The organism is Streptosporangium sp. NBC_01469 (genome assembly GCF_036227305.1).
In the GTDB taxonomy this organism is placed as follows: Bacteria; Actinomycetota; Actinomycetes; order Streptosporangiales; family Streptosporangiaceae; genus Streptosporangium.
In genome coordinates, this window is sequence record NZ_CP109465.1 from 8760896 (window position 1) to 8779986 (window position 19091).

At 70.4% G+C, this 19091-nt stretch carries 17 protein-coding genes; 8 read left to right on the plus strand and 9 right to left on the minus strand.

The window, feature by feature from the left end; translation table 11 throughout:
- Positions 1 to 112 precede the first annotated feature (112 nt).
- From OG587_RS38110 to OG587_RS38120, 3 genes are all read left to right on the plus strand, one after another.
- The gene (locus OG587_RS38110; protein ID WP_329083666.1) at positions 113 to 3382 is read left to right on the plus strand and encodes a BTAD domain-containing putative transcriptional regulator; all 3270 of its coding nucleotides are present in this window, start codon (positions 113 to 115) and stop codon (positions 3380 to 3382) included.
- 184 nt (positions 3383 to 3566) lie between these two features.
- Entirely contained in the window at positions 3567 to 4022 is a 456-nt protein-coding gene (locus tag OG587_RS38115) for a BP74-related protein (RefSeq protein WP_329083667.1), read from the plus strand.
- Positions 4023 to 4666: 644 nt separating this feature from the next.
- Entirely contained in the window at positions 4667 to 5206 is a 540-nt protein-coding gene (locus OG587_RS38120) for a hypothetical protein (protein WP_329083668.1), read from the plus strand.
- 19 nt (positions 5207 to 5225) lie between these two features.
- Here OG587_RS38120 and OG587_RS38125 read toward each other — a convergent pair whose 3' ends face one another.
- Positions 5226 to 5402, minus strand: a complete 177-nt coding sequence (locus OG587_RS38125; RefSeq protein ID WP_329083669.1) for a hypothetical protein — start codon at positions 5400 to 5402, stop codon at positions 5226 to 5228.
- Between the two features lie 382 nt (positions 5403 to 5784).
- Here OG587_RS38125 and OG587_RS38130 point away from each other — a divergent pair, with 382 nt between their 5' ends.
- On the plus strand, positions 5785 to 7560 hold the full coding sequence (locus tag OG587_RS38130) for an MOSC and FAD-binding oxidoreductase domain-containing protein (protein ID WP_329083670.1): 1776 nt from the start codon (positions 5785 to 5787) through the stop codon (positions 7558 to 7560).
- A 201-nt stretch (positions 7561 to 7761) separates the two neighbouring features.
- Complete coding sequence (locus OG587_RS38135) at positions 7762 to 8142, plus strand: VOC family protein (protein WP_329083671.1); 381 nt, start codon at positions 7762 to 7764, stop codon at positions 8140 to 8142.
- Between the two features lie 90 nt (positions 8143 to 8232).
- Here OG587_RS38135 and OG587_RS38140 read toward each other — a convergent pair whose 3' ends face one another.
- The gene (locus OG587_RS38140; protein WP_329083672.1) at positions 8233 to 8688 is read right to left on the minus strand and encodes an ATP-binding protein; all 456 of its coding nucleotides are present in this window, start codon (positions 8686 to 8688) and stop codon (positions 8233 to 8235) included.
- 189 nt (positions 8689 to 8877) lie between these two features.
- Between OG587_RS38140 and OG587_RS38145 the strand changes: the two genes are divergently transcribed.
- Positions 8878 to 9708 carry a helix-turn-helix domain-containing protein gene (locus OG587_RS38145; protein ID WP_329083673.1) on the plus strand — a complete coding sequence of 277 codons (831 nt, stop codon included), beginning with the start codon at positions 8878 to 8880 and terminating at the stop codon, positions 9706 to 9708.
- Entirely contained in the window at positions 9699 to 9908 is a 210-nt protein-coding gene (locus tag OG587_RS38150; protein WP_329083674.1) for a DUF397 domain-containing protein, read from the plus strand. Before OG587_RS38145 ends, OG587_RS38150 begins: the two co-directional genes overlap by 10 nt.
- A gap of 199 nt (positions 9909 to 10107) precedes the next feature.
- Here the strand turns inward: OG587_RS38150 and OG587_RS38155 are convergent, their stop codons facing one another.
- The 6 genes from OG587_RS38155 to OG587_RS38180 all read right to left on the minus strand — a co-directional run bounded on the left by OG587_RS38155 (position 10108) and on the right by OG587_RS38180 (position 16835).
- A complete protein-coding gene (locus OG587_RS38155; protein ID WP_329083675.1) occupies positions 10108 to 10941 on the minus strand; it encodes a hypothetical protein in 834 nt (277 codons plus the stop codon).
- A 281-nt stretch (positions 10942 to 11222) separates the two neighbouring features.
- Positions 11223 to 12350, minus strand: a complete 1128-nt coding sequence (locus tag OG587_RS38160) for a CU044_5270 family protein (protein WP_329083676.1) — start codon at positions 12348 to 12350, stop codon at positions 11223 to 11225.
- Complete coding sequence (locus tag OG587_RS38165) at positions 12350 to 12937, minus strand: RNA polymerase sigma factor (RefSeq protein ID WP_329083678.1); 588 nt, start codon at positions 12935 to 12937, stop codon at positions 12350 to 12352. Before OG587_RS38165 ends, OG587_RS38160 begins: the two co-directional genes overlap by 1 nt.
- Before the next feature lie 423 nt (positions 12938 to 13360).
- Positions 13361 to 14812 (minus strand): serine/threonine-protein kinase, encoded by a 1452-nt coding sequence (locus OG587_RS38170; protein ID WP_329083679.1) that lies wholly within the window; start codon positions 14810 to 14812, stop codon positions 13361 to 13363.
- A 106-nt stretch (positions 14813 to 14918) separates the two neighbouring features.
- Positions 14919 to 15575, minus strand: coding sequence for a response regulator transcription factor (locus OG587_RS38175; protein ID WP_329083680.1), 657 nt, complete (start codon positions 15573 to 15575; stop codon positions 14919 to 14921).
- A gap of 150 nt (positions 15576 to 15725) precedes the next feature.
- Positions 15726 to 16835, minus strand: coding sequence for a sensor histidine kinase (locus OG587_RS38180; RefSeq protein WP_329083681.1), 1110 nt, complete (start codon positions 16833 to 16835; stop codon positions 15726 to 15728).
- Between the two features lie 110 nt (positions 16836 to 16945).
- Between OG587_RS38180 and OG587_RS38185 the strand changes: the two genes are divergently transcribed.
- A complete protein-coding gene (locus OG587_RS38185; RefSeq protein WP_329083682.1) occupies positions 16946 to 18007 on the plus strand; it encodes a DUF418 domain-containing protein in 1062 nt (353 codons plus the stop codon).
- A gap of 384 nt (positions 18008 to 18391) precedes the next feature.
- Here OG587_RS38185 and OG587_RS38190 read toward each other — a convergent pair whose 3' ends face one another.
- A complete protein-coding gene (locus OG587_RS38190) occupies positions 18392 to 18823 on the minus strand; it encodes a hypothetical protein (protein ID WP_329083683.1) in 432 nt (143 codons plus the stop codon).
- Positions 18824 to 19091: the final 268 nt, after the last annotated feature.

Here is a 19091-nt window from a genome sequence, read left to right on the forward strand (position 1 = left end):
TCCTGCCCTTCATCGGTTCGATGTGCTCAAGCCTGCTCGCGGGGTTTGGAGGGCATTTGGAGTCGACTTGGAAGGCGCGCGTGAGGTGGCCGCGCGTACGATGTGTCACGTCATGGTGTTGATCCGGGTGTTGGGCTCGTTCGCGGCCGAGGCCGGCGGCGAACCCGTTCCCCTCGGCGGACCGCGGCAGCGCGGCGTGCTGGCCCTGCTGGTGGCGGCGCGCGGGCAGGTCGTGTCGGTCGACCGGATGGTCGAGGATCTCTGGCGCGGCGAACCGCCGTCGCGCGCCCTGGCGTCGTTGCAGGCGTACGTGTCGAACCTGCGCCGCCTGCTGGAACCCGGCCGCCCGCCGCGGGCCCCGGCCCGCCTGCTGGTGAGCGCGTCGCCAGGCTACGCACTGCGGTTGCCGCCGGCGGCGGTGGACGCGTGGCGCTTCGAGGAGCTGCTCGACGAGGCCCGTACGCTCGCCGATCCCCGTGCCGCCCGCGCCCGGCTGGACGAGGCGCTGGCGCTGTGGCGCGGGCCCGCGTTCGCCGAGGTCGCCGACGAGCCGTGGGCCGCGGCCGAGACCGCCCGGTTGAACGAGCTGCGCCTGGTCGCCCGCGAACGGCACATCGCGGCGGGACTGCGGCTCGGCGACCCCGCGGCGGTGGTACCCGAGGCGGAGGGCCTCACCCGCGACGATCCCCTGCGCGAGGAGGGCTGGCGCATGCACGCCCTCGCGCTGTGGAGCAGCGGCCGCCAGGCCGACGCGCTGGCCGCGCTCCGCCGCGCCCGCGCCACCTTCGCCGACGAGCTGGGCCTCGACCCCGGCCCGGACCTGGTGGCTCTGGAAGAGGCGATCCTCGCCCAGCGCACGGACGTCCTGCGTGCGGCCGTCCCTCCGCCCCCCGCGGACGCGCCCCGGCCCCGGGCAACCGCGCCGCCCGCGGACAACGGGCCCGGCGCGACGACGTTCGTGGGGCGGGAGGGCGAGCTCGCGGCGCTGATGGCGGCCGCCGGGGAGGCCGCCGCCGACGGGTCGCGTGTCGCACTCGTCACCGGCGAGGCGGGGCTCGGCAAGTCGACGCTGCTGGAGCATCTCGGCGGGCGACTCGGACAGGCCGGGTGGCTCGTGGCCGCCGGGCGCTGTCCCGAGGTGGACGGCGCGCCGCCCGCGTGGGCGTGGGTCGAGGCGCTGCGGAAGGTGGCCGTGAGCGTTCCTCCGGGGGAGTTCGCGGCCGACCTGGCGCCGCTGCTCTCCGACTCCGCGCCGGTGGACGGTGACGCGGCGGCCGGGCGGTTCCGGCTGCGGCAGGCCGTGTGGAACTGGCTCGCGGCGGCCGCCGCCGACCAGCCGGTCGCCGTCGTCCTGGACGACCTCCACTGGGCGGACGCCGCCACGCTGGAGCTGCTCGACGGCGGCGTCGGCGTGCGGGCCCCGATCCTGGTCGTCGCGGCGTATCGCGCGGACGAAAGCGAGCGCCTCACCGCAACGCTCGGCGTCCTCGCCCGCACCGCGCCCCTCCGGCTGGACCTGCCCGGACTGAAGGGCGACGCCGTCGCGGAGCTCGTACGCGCCGAGTGCGAGGCCGACGACGCGACCGTGGCCGGGATCGCCGAGCGGACCGGCGGCAACCCGTTCTATGTGCGGGAGAGCGCGCGGCTGCTGACCGGCGAGGGCGCGCTGGTCGCGCTCTCCGAGGTCCCCGAGGGCGTACGGGACGTGCTGCGGCGCCGGCTGGCAAGGCTCCCCGAGAGCGGCGTGTCCGTCCTGCGGCTGGCGGCGGTGGCCGGCAGGCAAAGCTCGGTGGACGTGCTCGTGCGGGCCGCCGACTCCGACGAGGACGGCGTGCTGGACGCGCTGGACGCGGGCGTCATCGCCGGCTTGCTCGACGAGCCTGGGCCCGGCCTCGTCCGGTTCGTCCACGCGCTGGTCAGGGACACGCTGGTCGCCGACGTCACCCGGTTGCGGGCCGCCAGGATGCACGCCCGGATCGCCGCCGCCCTGGAAGGCGCCGGTGACGTCGCGGCGCTCGCCCATCACTACGCGCGAGCCGGATCACCGAAGGCCGTCGGCTATTGCGTACGGGCCGCAGAGCTGGCCGAGGCGCGCTACGCCCACGACGTGGCGGCTGCCCTCCTCACCGACGCGGTCGCCAACTCCAGCGAACCGGACGAGCGCGTCGGCCTGCTCGGCAGGCTGCTGCGCGCGCAGATCAGGGCCGGGGCCGTCGCCGCGGCCAGGCACACGCGCGAACAGGCCGTGGAGTACGCCGAGTCGATCGGCCGCGACGACCTGATGATCGCCGCGTTCACCGCCTGGACCGAGTCCACCCCCTGGCAGGCCCGTACGTATGGCACGGTCGACCGTCCCCTCGTCGACCGCCTCAGCCGCCTGCTCAAGCGGACCGGTCTCGCCCCCGACGTGCGCTCCCGCCTTCTCACCGCGTACGCCAACGAGCTGGTGGGCGAGGACGATCCGACGGTCATGGCCGTGGCGCGGGAGGCACTCGACCTCGCCACCGATCCCCGCCTCCGGGCCGCGGCGCTCCTGGTCCTCGCCCGCGACCCCGGGCGGGAGGAGTACGCCCGCGAGCTGGTGGAGATCGGCGTCGAGCACGACCTGCCCGTCTACCGCGTGACCGGGCTGCTCAACCAGGCCGCGAACGCCGCCGCGGCCAACGACCCGGCGACCATGCGCCGCGTGACCGGGGAGGCGCTCGACCTCGCCCGCGCCTACCGGATGACGGAGGCGATCAGCGCCGCCGAGATCACGCTGGCGACCCTGGTGCTCATCGAGGGCCGGTTCGCCGACACCGAGCGCCTCTATGTCGAGGCCACCGCACGCATGGAAAGCGCCGGATCGGTGCACACCGGCTTCGTCCGCCTCGCGCTGGCGGCGATCTGGCTGAACGACGGCACGCTCGGCGACCACCTGGACGACGTGCGCGCTCTCCACGAGGCGCTCGGCCCGATGGTCGCCGACCTGCTCGCGCTCGCCCTCCACACCGCCGGCCGCGGCGACGACGCACGCCGGGCCCGCATGTCACCGAGCCCGATCCGGCCCGACTTCTTCTTCACCTTCCTGACGAGCCTGCGCGCGATGGCGATCGTCGCGCTGAACGACCGTGACGCCGCCGAGGAGATCTACGCGGACCTGCTTCCCCACCGTGAAGGCCCCCCGGCCGGCGCGGAGAGCCTGTCGCTGGCGCTGCGTCCGGTCGCCCACACACTCGGCGAACTCGCCCTCCTCCTCGGCCGCGACGACGAGGCCGCAGCCCACTTCGCCCAGGCCGCCGCGATCGCCGACCGGTGGAACGCCCCCCACTGGTCCGCCGACGCCCGAACACACGCCGATCTTGCCCTCGGCGTCCATGTCCCGCCCCCACAGGAACGCTGAAAGCAAGAACGGCGTTGGAGTGCCTCAGCTGCGAAGCCGCTGCCCCGATGATCGTCGATCGCGTCGTGGCGTTGGCCGGGGATTGCCAGGGTGAACCACTGGACACTCTGAGTAATGAATCAATTACAATGCGTGACGAATGGCTGTGGACAACCGACCCAGCCCACACGCACCGGAGACACCCATGCGACGTATCACCCCCAAAGTCGCCAGCCTCGCAGCGGTCGCGATGCTCGCCCTCACCACCCCCGCCGAGGCCCAGCAGGCCGACACGACCCACCACACCACCAACGCCCCGGACGCCTACTTCGAGTTCACCGACGTCACCCAATCCACCGCCGTCCTCAAACTCACCGACCCCGCCAAGATCCAGCACGCCCGAGACCTGCTGAGCGGCGCCACCACCGAAAAGCCCCACGTCGTCGGCAGGATCCTCAAGCGGCCCGCCCCCTACAACCCCCTGTGGAGCTTCCACTACAACCCCGACACGATCGACTTCTTCGACTACGCCATCGAGGTGTGCGACGCCACCCTCCCCTACGTCGAAGACCACCTCGACGAGGCCGGCGGTCCGTTCCTGCCCGGCCTGGTCTGGTGCCCCTGGACCTCGAAGCTGGTCCGCGAGATCCCCGCACCGTAACGCCCCCCCGCGCCCGCGGTCTTCGACACCTCCCCCGGGCAGCCGCAAGACGCCGACACTCCTTCCTTCGCGCCGTCTTCGCTCTGGCGGCCATCGGCCTCAGATGAGCACGATGAAGGTCCGCCGCTCAATGCGATGAGACAAGCCGTGCAGGACGAGGCGGGGCCAATCGCACGACTGGCCCCGCCTCGGTCAAACGGCGACCGGGGCGGTTCCGTGGCCGTCGTCCGAGTGAGGGACAGGGTTCCTTGCCGACCTCGGAAGTCGAAGTAGCGCCCTGTGAGCCGCCCGGTCAGTGCATCGAGGACGACCTCGGCCGTCCCGTCATGATCGTGCATGTCGGCTTCGGCCACGCCGGGCCGTGTTTGATCGCGGTAGGTGTAGGTCAGCCGGGCGTGGTCGTGGCCGTCGGAAAGGACCCCGGATGACGCCGAGGCGGTGCAGCGGTGGCCGGCGCTGGTATCGACCATCCGGTAGATCGGGCCGAACGCGTTCGCGGGCCTGGCCGCGGCTGACCAGCAGCTATCCCCCACATCCCGCTCGGCTCTTCGGCGCCCCCAGCAAGATCGTTATTCTCGATAACGATCTTCTGCCGGTTCCTCAACCCCGAGGAAGTTGAAACAGTGCGTCATTATCCTGGGGGCGTGATCTCAGGTGATGATCTCCACACGGCCGACACCCAAGTCTCCATCTCGGCAGTCGGCGCGCGGGGCTCGACTGCCGTGGCCGACATCCGGCATGCCGACACGCAGATCTCCGGTTTCTCGCCCGTTGGCAGGCAGACCGTTCCGCCGGACACGGGTCGCCAAGCCGTGTGGTTCGGCCAAGGGACCATGATCGCGGGCACCCTCCTCGGCCGTGCTCCACGCACGCTGAGCTCCCACCATGCGAGAGCCTGGGCCACCAGCCTGCTGCGGACGCGGCTGCTGCCCTGGAAGGAAATCGAGGAGGACGGCTGGCACACCACCGGTGACCTGCTCATCCAGCAGTACGCTCTCTTCCCCGACCGCGGCTGGATCCTGCTGGGCGAGGTCGTCCGGGCACCCCGGCCGCGTGCGGCCACGGACGCGTACATGCTGGCGTGGGCTGAGGAGGCGCTCGGCTTGGCCGATCCTCCGGCATGGCTGCCCGGACCGGAACATGACGGCACGTGGTATGCCGCCTTGCCCGACAGGAAGCCCTAGGTGCACTGACAGCGCAGGGTCAGTCCATCACCTCGTGCAGGAACGCGGCGATGACCAGTGCCGTGGGAATCCCCACGGCGAGCGACAGGAACACGCCCACGAGGGAACTGACACCGAGGACGATCACCCAGTGCTGGGACAGGCGGGGCGGCTCAGGGGAGTTCTCCTCACGCCGCATGGTGTTACGTGCCGCCATTTCGAGACCCTTCCGTGGTTGGCGTTTTGGACGGGCACGTAAGCGGTTTCCTGGTGGGAACAGGAGTCCACTTGCACCTGAAGTTGGGCCGGGGCCGGACGTAAATGGTCCCGGCTCGGCATCCTCCGGGCCGTGGACGAGCAGCAGACACGCGCCGGGCCGGCCAGCCCGTGACGGCGCTTGCCCTGCCCGCGTCGCAGCAGGGCCAGGGTGCCCAGGCCGAGCATGTTCGAGGTCGTCTCATGCCCGGCCGGCAGCAGAAGTCCCGCGATGCCGACAGGACTCTCCCGTCGCTTACATCGCGCCGCGAGATCCCGGCTGACCTGCGAGAACGAGCTATCCTGCAAGGGAGCCGGGTGCCTCGTGGTGAGGGGGAAGACACGTGGCGACGCTCCTGTCGATCAACGTCGGCCTGCCCAAGGACGTTCCTTGGCACGGCGCGACGGTGCACACCGGCGTGTGGAAGCGGTCCGTGACCGGGCCGCGCACGGTACGCCGTCTGAACATCGACGGGGACGGCCAGGGAGACCTTCAGGGGCACGGCGGCGAGCATCGCGCGGTGTTGGTCTACCAGATCGACTCCTACCGGTACTGGCAGGAGGAATTGGGCCGCGATGACTTTGTCTACGGGCAGTTCGGGGAGAACTTCACGGTCGACGGGCTGCCCGACGACGAGGTGTGCGTCGGCGACCGCTACCGCGTCGGGGAGGCGGTGTTCGAGGTCACCCAGCCCCGGGTCACCTGCTACCGGGTAGGCCTGCGGATGAACGAGCCGCGGATGGCGGCCCTGCTGGTGTCCCACCGGCGTCCCGGGTTCTACTTCCGGGTGATCACCGAAGGGCGGGTGGAGGCGGGCGACGAGATCGTCAAGGTCGCCTCCGGCCCGGAGGCGATGTCCGTCGCGGAGATCGACGCCCTGCTCTACCTGCCGGGGCACCCCCGCGACCGGCTGGAGCGGGCGCTGCGCATCCCCGCACTGAGCGAAGGCTGGCGGGCGTCCCTGCGTGCCCTGCTCGACCGGCCTGATGACAGGGGCGCGAAGAAGGGATCGGCGGGGAATGCGGGGCTGGCACCCGCCGCGGCCGGGCCGCCGCCCGCCTGGCCGGGGTTCCGGCCGTTGCGGATCACCCGGATCGACGCCGAGAGCCGCAGCGTGTTCTCGCTGACCCTGGAGGCCACCGACCCGGAGCCGCTGCCCGCCGCCCTGCCAGGCCAGTTCCTCACCGTACGGCTGCGCCCCGAGAGCGGCGGCCCACCGGTCATCCGCAGCTACTCGCTGTCCGGCCCTCCTGACGCCGGTCGCTACCGGATCAGTGTCAAGCAGGAGCCCAGGGGCGTCGCCAGCACCTATCTCCGCACTCACCTGCGTGTCGGCGACCTTCTCGAAGTGGCGGCGCCGCGCGGCACGTTCACCCTGGAAGAAGGCGAGGCTCCGGTCCTGCTGCTCTCGGCGGGCATCGGCGCGACCCCCGTCCTCGCCATGTTGCACGCCCTCGCCGCCGCCCGCTCGACCCGCGAGGTGTGGTGGCTGTACGGCACGCGCGACGGCACGGAACACCCGTTCGCCGCGGAGAGCGGCGGCCTTCGCGCTCTGCTTCCCAACGCGCACGAGTACGTCTGCTACAGCCGCCCCGCGCCCGGCGACCGTCAGGGAGTCGACTACGGCACGGCGGGACGGCTGTCGGTCGAACTGCTCGGCCGCCTCGGCGTCCCGCACGCCGCCGATGCCTACCTTTGCGGTCCTCCCGCCTTCATGCGCGATCTGCCGCCCGCTCTCGTCGCCTCCGAACTCGCCCCCGCGAGCGTCCACACGGAAGTCTTCGGCGCGCAGGCGGCGCTGACGCCGGGAGTGACCCCGGTAGCCGCCCGCCCCCCGCACCCGCCCCTCGGCGCGCCGGGAGCCGGGCCCGCCGTCACGTTCGCGCGCAGCGGCCTCACCGTCCCCTGGAACCCCGCCTACGAGAGCCTGCTCGAACTCGCGGAGGCGTGCGATGTGCCGGCCCGCTGGTCGTGCCGTACCGGGGTCTGCCACACCTGCGAGAGCGGTCTGCTGTCCGGCGCGATCGGCTACTCGCCGGAGCCGGTGGACGCTCCCGCCGACGGCAACGCGCTGATCTGCTGCTCGCAACCCCGCGAGGACCTCGTCCTCGACCTCTGACGCCCTGTCCAGCATGTCCCGCCGTTCTCGGCCGCGTGCGTGGACTCCGATGACGACCAAGCGCGCCTCCCGCACACCAGGCCGGTGCCGAGACGCGCGAGGAACCGGCCGCTCGGGCCGAGGCCGTTCGTGCCAGGCTGACGGTCGCCAAGCGGGGTGATCCGAGGGTGATCCGGGCGTCTTTTCGGGCAGGATGCGGCCATGCTCGGACGAACGAATTCACACTACTGGGGTGTGGTGCTCGACGCACCCGACGCGCAGGAGCTCGCGCGGTTCTACGTACGCCTTCTCGACTGGAAGATCACCAAGGATGAGCCCGGCTGGGTCACGATCGCACCGGCCGAGGGGGTCACCTACCTGGGTTTCCAGACGTCACCGGACTACGTACGCCCGGTCTGGCCGCCCGCCGACGGCTCCCAGCAGATGATGATGCACCTCGACCTTGAGGTCGGCGACCTTGACGGCGCGGTCGCCCACGCGGTCGAGACGGGTGCGACGGTCGCCGCCCACCAGCCGCAGAAGGACGTCCGGGTGCTCCTTGATCCCGCCGGGCACCCGTTCTGCCTCTACGTGGACGGGTGACAAAAACGCGTAAGGACTACACGCCATGCTTGTGGAGTGTGGGAGTCAGATTTTCTGCTGATTGGCGGATATCGCGGGACGCCGCGCCCGCTATTCCGGCCGTACGGTGATAATGGCGGCCTCCTCCACGGGGGTCGCGGGTTCGGCCGGAATGGCGCACCACACCGTACGGCCAACCGCCCCGAAGTCGCGGACGCCCCAGTTTCCCGACGAGAGTTCGTCGACGATGAACAATCCTCGCCCGTCCTCCGCGTCCGGGGACGGGCCGTCCCGGAGCTGTGGCTTACTGGACGCGGAACCGGGGTCGGTGACCTCCACGTATATGAAGTCGTTGACCACCTTCAGGGCGACCATGACCAGGTCTCCCACCGGGCCGGGAGTGGAGTGTTCGACGGCGTTCGTGGTGATTTCGGAGACGGCCAGCCGCACCTGCTCGTAGGCGGGGTGCTGGACACCGAGGAGATCCCGCACCATCGCGCGTGCACTCGAAACTGATTCGGGTTCTCTCCGCAGGAAGATCTCCCCCAGCTTTCTGGCCGGTTGCATGGTGAATGCCCTTTCGCCCAACCCGCAGGTGCGCCTTCCGGGCTTCCTCGCCTCATTGACCCGAGTCCAGGCGACCACCCGCTGAGTATTCCAAGAATCCCAAACAACCACTACTGTCGGTAGTGACTCCGAACGCACGGTCACTACACGGATGTGTGGAGCCGGGTGTGTATTCACGAGAGGACAGAAATGACCATCCCCCCGGGCATTAGCTCCACCGTCTCCCCAAAGGAATACTTCGCCGCAGAATTCCGCAGGCGTCGCAAAGAGGCAGGACTCAGTCAAAAGGAACTGGCCGACCGCATCGGGTGGTCGGTCAGCCTGGTGAGCATGGTGGAGCTCACCCATCGGAAGGCTCCCCGGGAGATGACCGAGAAGATCGACAAGGTCCTGAAGCTCGACGGCGCCCTGACGAACCTGTGGGATCTCGTCAGCCACGTGGGCAGCCAGCTGCCCGACTGGTTCAGGCCCTGGATCGAGATCGAGCGGGAGGCCGAGACCCTGCGGGCCTGGCACCCCCTCGTCGTTCCGGGCCTGCTCCAGACCCGCGCCTACGCCGAGGCGATCCTGCGGGGCGAGCCCCGCATCGCCCCCGAGCAGCTGGAGGAGTACGTGACGGCCCGGATGGAACGCCAGGCCATCCTCGACCGGGCGAACCGCCCCATGCTCTGGGCGGTTTTCGACGAGGGCGTCCTGCTCCGTCCCGTCGGCGAGGACGGCGTGATGGCGGCGCAGCTCCGCCACCTCGCCGAGGTCGGCGAGCGCCCCGACGTCGCGATCCAGATCCTCCCCTTCGACGCCCGCGCGACGACCGGCCTCGGCGGAGGCTTCGTCCTCGCGCACGCGCGCAGGGGCGTGGTCAACGCGGCCTACCTCGATTCGGCCGGTGCGGGTCAGGTAACCGATCGCCCCGACGAGGTCGCCGCTCTAGCATTGCGGTACGAGGCGATCCGCGTCGAGGCGCTGTCCCAGCGCGAGTCACTGAAGCTGATCAAGGAGACGACCAAGAAATGGACCTGAACCGGGAACTGGCAGAGGCGACGTGGGTCAAGTCCACCCGCTCGTCAAGCAACGGCGGCGAATGCGTCGAGGTCGCCGGGCTGTCCGGCGGACGCCGGGCCGTCCGCGACAGCAAGGACACCACCGGCCTCGCACTCGTCTTCACCGCCACCGAGTGGACCGCCTTCATCGGCGGCGTCAAGAACGGCGAGTTCGGCTGACCACTCCGAGCCGTCGAGGCCGGGCCCCTCGCGGGCGCGGGGTCCGGCCCCGGTTCCGGTTCGAGAGCGTCTCCCGGGCGCACACCACACACGTCGTCTCTCGGACACACACCACTCACACGACGGCGGTGAACACCGGACACCGGCACCCCGGCCGGGCGCGCGCTTCGACACCCGCCGGTGGCCACCGGCGGAGCCGTCAGCTCGCCTTCTCCTTCTCCTTCAAGTAGATCTCGTCGGCGTGCTTCTGCAGTTCCTCGGCGAACGCGGCGTGCTGTTTCGGGGTGAACGTGTAGTCGTGCCAGGTCGCCAGACTCTCTTCGGCGACTGCCTTCGCCTGCTCGCCGTACCCCTTGTCGTACAGCACGAGGTCGTACTCCTCGGAGGTGTCCATCTCGTAGTCCTTCCGGTAAAGCTTGGTGAGTCTGCTCGCCAGCGCCAGAACGGCGCTTCGCCTGATCGCGGCGAACCGGTGGGCGATCTTGATCTCGGCGGCCGAGGAGAACGAGCTGTAGACGACGATGCCGAGGTCGGTGCGGGACCCGTAGGGCTCGAAACCCTTGGGGCCGACGTCGTGGACCCGCTCCTTCTGAAATCTTTCGAGCTTCTCGATCTCACTCAGGCATCCGTCGTGCACCTTCTTGCCTTTCGCCCACGCGTCCGGGCAGGCGGGGCGTTCGGTGTAGATCCAGTCGATGACGTACTCGCCGGGGTAGACCTTGTCGGCGATGAGCTTCCTGATGCCGTTGTCCGTGTCCTCGATCACCCGGTGTTCCGAGTGGCTGAGGTTGATGCGCACCTCGCTCACCACCTTGGAGCCCACCTCCACGTAGGTGCCGATGCCGGTGCTCACCCCGGTGATGTACATGGCTTTCGCCTTCTTCGCCTGGCCGGACAGGTTGGGCCGCGGGACGAGGTGGAAGGTGGCGATGTTGCGCCGCGCCGTGATCTCACCCCCCTCACGCATCAACCACGCGTCGCGGGACTGGTTCTCACCGTAATCGGTGTCGTCGAGGGTCACCTGAGTCACCATGGAACGTTCCAAACGCCGAAGGGGGGGTGGGCGCCCCTCACGCTAGAACAGTCACCCGATCTCGTCGAGACCCATATTCACGGTGCGCGGAACGCACACGCCCGGGGCTCCGGTGGTCGTCGCTCACCACCGGAGCCCCGCCGTGTGCCCGCGGCGCGCGGGCCGCACGACCGGTGTCCCCCGCGTCCGGACGTCGCGGACGCGGGGGCGGGGCATCGAAAGGGACGCGAGTTCGGCGAGCCTCACCGGTCAGGATGCCGGTGACCAAGGGCCGCCGACGGCTAACAGTACGTCGGCGTCTTGGCGTCCTTGGGAACCTCCGGCATGGAATCGACGACCTTGACCGTCATGATCGCCGTGCCGCCGCGCATGACCTCCCCGGTACCCCCGAGCCCTCCCGTCCTTTTCATCCAGCTCTGCCAGCCGAGGAATTTGTATGTCTCGGGCTCGAAGACGAGTTCCTCTCGTTCCAGGCCGTCAGGGCCCTGATAGCTGATCGAGACCCCCAGGCCGCGGCGGCCCGCCGGATCGGTGAGCTCGGGGACCATGGTCGCGGTGGGCAACCTCGACAGGGCGCCGAAGACCACGGCGCGAGTCTGGGAGGAGGTGAAGGGATTCTCAAGCAGGAGGATGAGCTTCATCACGACGGTCCTCTCGATCCGGCGGTTGATCTGGTCGCCGCTCGCGGGAGCCTCTCCCGGTGCGGGCTTCTCGGCGCGGACCACCGCCTCCGCCTCCTCACGGACGTGCGTGAGAAGCAGGTCGGGGTCGGTGGGAAGGTCTCCGGCACTCTTCGACGGCGCGCGGGTAACGTCCATGTGACACTGACCGGCACGCTGGTACTCCACCGTTCCGGGGACCTCCCCGGGCACCAGGCTCCGGCCCCTGATCGTGTGCTTCTTTCCGAACGTGGAGCGCGCCAGGGCCTTGCCGGGGTCGGCGGCGGGGACCCACACCTCACGGCGAACATCCTGCGCGTACTCGTACCTCCCGTCACCTCGGCCGAAGCCGAAGGTCCACGTGACGTCCTTACGGTCGACATAGAGGAACTGGTCCGGCCGAGGCTTCGGGTCCTCTCCCGCCGCCACCACGGCCGCATACCGAAGGAGCTCCGCGGCGTTCGCCGGTCGGGCCCCGAACGGGGACGAGCCGTCGTCTCCGCCCACCACGATCACGCCCGCGGTCACCGCCGCCGCGAGCCCCGCGACGGCGACGGCCCTGAGCGCGACGCGGCCACGGCCAAGACCGTGTAGGCGGCGAGGACGCGACGGACCCGGCTCGTGAGGAGCGCCACCGGCCCGCTCGGCCTCGGCCTCGGCCGTCAGCCGGTCCCACGCCCGTGCGGCGACCTGGGGAGCGGGCCCCGGCAGGCCGTCGTGGTGAGCCTTGATCGTCTGGAGATCGTTCATCACAGCGCCTCCTCATAGGGACCGATGATCTTGCGGAGCTTCTTGCGGGCGCGGTTGAGACGTGAGCCAACCGTTCCCCGAGGGATGCCGAGGGCGTCGGCCACCTCCTCGTAGCTGAGCTGGGCGCACGCGACCAGCATCAGGACATCCCGGTCTCCGGCCGAGAGCCGGGCCAGGCCTGAGGCCAGTCGCGGCTGCATGATCTCCGCGGACACGCGTTGGGCCACGCGGTCGTCATGACTCGCGACGTCCTGGGGCTCGGCGCTTCTGGCCAGGGCCCGATACCTCCGGGCCTCGCCGCGCCGGTGATCGGCGACCAGGTTGGAGGCGATGCCGTACAGCCAGGCGCGGGCACTGGGGCGGTCGACGTCATAGCTCCGTCGGCCGCGAAAGGCGCGCAGGAAGGTCTCCGCGGCGATGTCGTCCGCGGCCGACTCGCCCAGGCGCATGTGCACGTAGCGGTGGATGATGTCGAAATAGCGATCGAAGAGGGCGCCGAACCGTTCGGGGTGACGCCACGATTGCTCGATCAGGCAGGCGTCGGTGACCTCCATCGGAGGCGCCGAGCCTTGAGGGGGAGCTGACATGCACGCTGTTCCTTCGGAGGGGTACGTCGGACACGAGTAGTTCGGCGCAACCCCGATCCATATTCACGAGGGGCCGCGCCGCGTCGCGGTCCGGCGGGAGCATGACACGTCACGGGCGTGCCCACCAGCAGGTTCCCTGTCGCCCCGGACGGCGAACGGATCGGCCCCTCCCCTGAAAGGCGAACGAGTCGGTGCCGCCCCAGACGGCGAACAGGTCGACCCCTCCCCCGAAAGGCGAACGAGCCCGCGCCGCCCCGGAAGGCGAACAGGTCGATCCCTCCCCCGAAAGGCGAACGAGTCGGCGCCGCCCCGGAAGGCGGACGGGTCGGCCCCTCTCCCGGACGACGGACGCCGTCAGCGCCACGCCGGAAGGCGGGCAGGCCAGTGCCTCGGCCGCGAAACGGCGCCGCTCAGCGGGCGCGGCTAATGGTTCTTACTGTTTCCCCGGCCGTTGCCGCGCTGCGTCGGCTTGTACCCCTTGTTCTTGTCCTTGGTCTTGTACCTGTTGGAGTTGGGGTTGGCCTCCTTCTCACCGGTCCCGGAGGATTCGGCGGCCGTCGGCGCGGGAGCGGCATCGGCCCGCCCACCGCGGCGAGGTGTGGCGTCGAGGTGCCCCTCGTCGAGCACCTGCCGCGTCTCGGGGGTACGGGTGGGCTGTGGCGCCGTGACGGGAACGCCCCCGGAAGGAGCGACCCGCTCCGGTGGGCCCGACCCGCCACCTCGCCGTTCGGCGGTGACGGCGGCGGCGAGAACGGCGACGGTCAGAACCGCGACACCGGCTGACAGGCGCCGACGTTTGGTGACCCGCTGACGTGTCGAGGTGGGCCCGACCTCCTCACGAGGGTGGCGATCCGTGAGACGACGATCGGCGTCCTCACGAGGGAGATGACCCGCGAAACGACGGTTGGCGTCTTCGTGAAAACGCCGACCCGTGGAACGGCCGTCAACCTCGGAGAGACCGGTGGGACCGGTGGGATTCCGGTCGACGGGCGGGGCCGCGACGCGGGTGGCGAGGAAGGGCGCCGCGGTGCTGTCCGCGCCCCGCTCCCACAGCGCGGCCACGTCCCCCAGCTGTCTCCGGGCACGGGCGACGTCGGTGCGCCGGGCGGGATCCTTGTCGAGCAGGCCGGTGATGACGGGTGCCAGTGGCCCGGCGTGCCGGAACGGTTCGGGGTCGGCCGTCAGTACGGCGGCGAGGGTGGCCAGTGCGGTGCTGCGCCCGAACGCGGAGCGGCCCTCCGCGGCGGCGTACAGGGTGGCCCCGAAGGACCACAGGTCGCTTTCCGCACTCGACGCGACACCGCCGGCGCGCTCGGGGGCGATGTAGGCGGGCGTGCCCACCACCATCCCCGTCCTGGTGAGGGACACATCCTCGTCGACGGCGGTGGCCAGCCCGAAGTCGGTCAGGATCGCGTGCCCGTCATCGGTGAGCAGGATGTTGGCGGGTTTGACGTCGCGGTGCATGACTCCGGCCGCGTGGGCGGCCTCCAGCGCCGACAGCACCTCAAGCCCGACGCGCGCGATGGCAGGCGCGGGCAGCGGTCCCTCCTCGGCGATCACCTCGGCGAGGTTTCGTGAGCGTACGAGCTGCATCACGATCCACAGGCGGTCGTCGGCCCGCACCACGTCGTACACCGCGGCGATGTTGGGGTGGCTCAGCCGCGCGGCGAGGCGCGCCTCCCGCATGGTGCGCTCCAGCAGGACCTCGCGTTCCGGCCCGGCGTGATCCGGGAGCACGACCTCCTTGACCGCCACCCCACGGCCGAGGAGCTCGTCACGGGCACGCCACACCGTCGCCATGCCGCCTCTGCCCAGCCCGGCCACGAGACGGTACCGTCCGGCCAGCAACCACCCTTCGTACCGCGAAGAAGACATAGGGCATGCCTACCCGATGATTGATCCGGCATGTCGCCGATATCACCGCATCCGATGCCCACCGGTTACCGGATCGCCCTCCGGGGGCACCTGGTGTCTCCGGCCGTTATCCCGGGTATCCCGGGTTCGTCATGCCGCTCTCCCAGGCCCAGGCCACGATCTCGACCCGGTTGCGCAGGCCGAGCTTGGTCATGATGCCCGACACGTACCCCTTGACCGTGCTCAGCGAGATGAACAGCTGATCGGCGATCTCCTGGTTGGTGCGTCCCCTGCCGATCGCCTGGACGATCTCGGTCTCCCTGGTAGTCAGGGGCTGTGCGGGTACGCGGGCCTTGGTCCGGGTTCCGCGGTCGGCGAGGTGGCGCAGCAGTCGCAGCGTGATGGACGGTGAGATGAGCGCGTCCCCCGTGTACGCGGCCCGTACGGCCTCGACCAGCAGGCTGGGACCCGCGTCCTTCAGCACGAATCCGGCCGCGCCGCAGCGCAGCGCGCCGTAGACGTACTCGTCCAGGTCGAACGTGGTGACCATGACCACCCTGGGCGGGGCCTCGGCCAGCGCGCGGGCGACCTCGATCCCGTCGAGGCGGGGCATCTGGATGTCCACCAGGCACACGTCCGGGCGCGTCCTGCGGGCCTGCTCGATCGCCTCGACACCGTCGCTCGCCTCGGCGACCACGGTGATGTCGGGCTGGTCTTCGAGAATGATCCGCAGGCTGGCCCGGATCATCGCCTGGTCGTCGGCCAGAAGCACCCGGATGGTCATCGTCGCTCCCTGAGGGGCACGGGCGACGTCATCCGGCATCGTCGCTTTCTGACGGGCGCGGGAGAGGCGGCATCGTTCGTCATCGGTGCTGCCTGACGGGCGCGGGCGGCGTCGTTCGTCATCGTCGCTCCCTGACCGGTGCGGGCGGCGTCATCGGTGTTCGCCGGTGGGGATGGTGGCGCGGACGGACCAGCCGGAGCCGGGGCGCGGGCCGGTGGTCAGGGTGCCGCCGAGGGCTTCGAGACGTTCGCGCATTCCGATGAGGCCGTACCCGGCACGGCGGTAGCGGCGGGCGGGTGTCCGCGGGGCGTCGTCCTCGACCTCGACCGTGACGGTCCTCTCGTGCTGGGTGACGCGGACGGTGACCTCGCGGGCGTGCGGGGCGTGCCGGGAGACGTTGGTCAGCGCCTCCCGCACGATCCGGTACACGGTGCTGCTCACCTCAGGCGGCCAGCTGGACGGCTCGGCGTCCAGCCGCAGGTGCGCCCGGCGGCCGTGGCTCTCGAAGCCCTCGATCAGCTCACCGAGCCGTTCGTGGCCCTCGGCGGCGGGAGCGGCGTCGCGCAGGAGGCCGACCGCGCGGCGGGTGGCGGCCAGGGCCTCCGAGCCCGCGGTCTCGATGTCGGCGAGGGATCCGGCCGCCTTCTCCGGATGCCTGGCGGTGACGAGCTGGGCGGCCTGGGCCTGGAGCACGATGCTGGTGACGTGGTGGGCGACGACGTCGTGCAGTTCCCTGGCCAGCTCAAGGCGTTCGGCACGTCGTACCCGCTCGACGACGGCACGGTGGCGGGCGGCGAGCAGCCGGAGGCCGACCCCGAGCATCAGGGCGACGAGCCAGAACAGACCGCTCACCACCGGCACGGCCGAGCCGGGATTGACGAGGAGGCCGCCCGCCACCACGGCCAGTCCCGCGGCGGCCACCGCGCAGGCCGTGCGGACGGGCAGCGTCCTGACCGCGGAGCCGACGAGTACCGCCACCCCCAGGGACGTGGCGGGGCTGGGTTCGGCGGGCAGGTGGACGAGGCGGGTGACGAGGATGGCGAGCGCGGCCACGGTCAGACCGGCGACGGTGGTCCACAGCGGGCTGCGGCGGCGTACCAGGGCGAGCGCGCACACCCAGACGGCGACCGTCGCGCCGAACGGCCAGTACTCGGCGCCCCAGCTGTCGGCGACCTGGTACGCCTGGAAGGCCACGGCCACCGCGAACACGGCGCCGAGCCCGGCGTCAGCCGCCACCTTGAGCCGATCGGGAACAGGCACGACGCCAGGCTATGGGAGGCACCCCACCGGCCTGTACCGGCCGAAAGTACTGTCCCTCCCCTGCTTTCCGCCGATGTGGGAGCGGGCCGGGGTCCGCAGGATGAGGTCCCATGCCACTTGACCTCCCCCCGACGCCGGAGACCACCGGAGCGGGGCAGTCCACGACGACTTTCTCCGGCCGACCACGCGTCGCCGCGCTCGACGTACTACGTGGGTTCGCCCTGTGCGGAATCCTGCTGGCCAACGTCAAACCGATCGCCCACATGCTCCACACCGCGCAGGTCAACCAGGCCGTGGTGGGGGTGGGCCCGGAGAACGACGGGCTGGCCTGGCTGGGGCTCTTCGTCGACCAGCGCTTCTTCCCGATCTTCTCCCTGCTGTTCGGCGTCGGTTTCTCGCTGCTGCTGAACTCCGCCACGGAGCGCGCGCCCCGTCCGCGGGTGCTCCTGCTGCGGCGGCTCCTGGTCCTGCTCGCCGTGGGCCTGGCGCACATGTTCCTGCTGTGGCGGGGCGACATCCTCACCATCTACGCCGTCGTCGGCCTGGTGGTGCTGCTGCCCTCGACCTGGCTGCCGCGCCGGGCCGTCGCGGGGCTCGCCGCCGTCCTCATCGTGACGCCGCTGGTCCTCGGCAGCAACGGTATTCCCCTGGTGCCCGGACTGTTCCTGCTGGGCTCGGCGCTGACCCGGTACGGGGTGATCGACCGGATCGAGCGATCCACCCGGGTGCCGGCCACGCTGGGCCTGCTCTTCGCGGCGGGGGCGGTGCCCGCTGTATGGCTGCAGATCGAAACGCGGATGGACGCCCCCCACTTCAACACCTGGTTCGGCCTCGCCGGGTTGCTGATCGCGGGCGCGTACGTGTGCGCCCTGCTGCTCCTGCTCAGAACGCCGCTCCGGCCGGTGCTGCAGAAGGTCTTCGCGCCGCTGGGCCGGATGGCGCTGACCAACTACCTGTCCGCCACGCTCCTCGTCCTGGTGACCGCCCGCCTCATCGGCAGCGCGCCGGACGGCTGGTCGTCGGCGACGGTGCTCCTGATCGCGGGAGCCGTTCTCGTCCCCCAGTTGCTGGTCTCCACGCTCTGGCTGCGCCGCTACCGCCAGGGCCCGCTGGAATGGCTCTGGCGCTGGGCCACCTGGGCCCACCGCCCGCCCCTGCGCCGCACCCCCTGACCGCCCGGTTCATACCGGAGTCCTCCAACTGTCGCGAGGGGCGGTAAAGACCGGCGGGCGGGGGCCGGAACGCTCGTTTTTACCGGACCCCGCTGGTGCGCATCTCGGGTGGCTCCGCGTACCGCTCCGCTCTCTCAAGCGGCGGCTTCGCCGGGCTGCGTAAGCATCTACGGCCACACCGACTCGGAGCCGGTTCTTGTCGTGAACAATTGCCGTCACTGCGGCGGTCAGCATGAGTGCACCCCATGGTCACGCCTACGGATCCTTTTCATGGTATTTATGGCGCTTTTCTGGCACTGGAAGCCGCCGCTGGATGATTCAGGTGAAGCCTGGTGGCCTGTCCAGGCCCTGCGCATCAGTCGTACGGACTCTCCTCACCGGTGATCAGCAGTAGTCGAAGTAGCCCTGCCTGACGATGCTCTCGCGGACACGGTTGCGGGCGATCTCGGCCAGACTTGAAGTGTTGGAGACGGCGGTCACGGTGAAGTGGACCTTGGCGATCGTGCCCGGCCTGTAACTGGTCTGCGCCGGGGCGTAGGAAACCTCGACGATGGTGGTGCCGTTGCTACCCAGAACGGCGTTGGGCGGGTTGTAGACGGTGCGGTACCCGTGGCGCTTCAGTGCGCCCTGGGAGAACGAGCGGGCGTCCTCGTAGCAGATGTTCTTGACGAAGAAGCCCGAGTGCCAGCTCAGCGGAGCATTGATCGTGGTGGCGGTGGCGGTGGCGGTGGCGGTGGCCGGGATGGTCACTGAGAAGACCACGACGATCGCTGCGAGCATCAGTCCCAGGCGAGACTTCCGCAGGATGTCCATCATTCGTTTCGTCCTTTCGGCGAGTATGATCTACCACTGTCGGTGGCGGGCGATTTCCCATGCGGGATGAGCGGCGGTGCTTTGGGAGATGGGCCTAGGTCACGTTCCAGGATCGAGTTTCGGATCTCCATTTCGGGCATTTTCGGCGAAGACGCCACGTTCCTTATGCGTTCGAGGATCACCTCCCGTGAGAGCCTGCACAACAAAGTCGATCACGGCCTTGTCCTTTGACCGGTGACTTTGTTCTACGCGCATCGGCGGGGCGTGACCT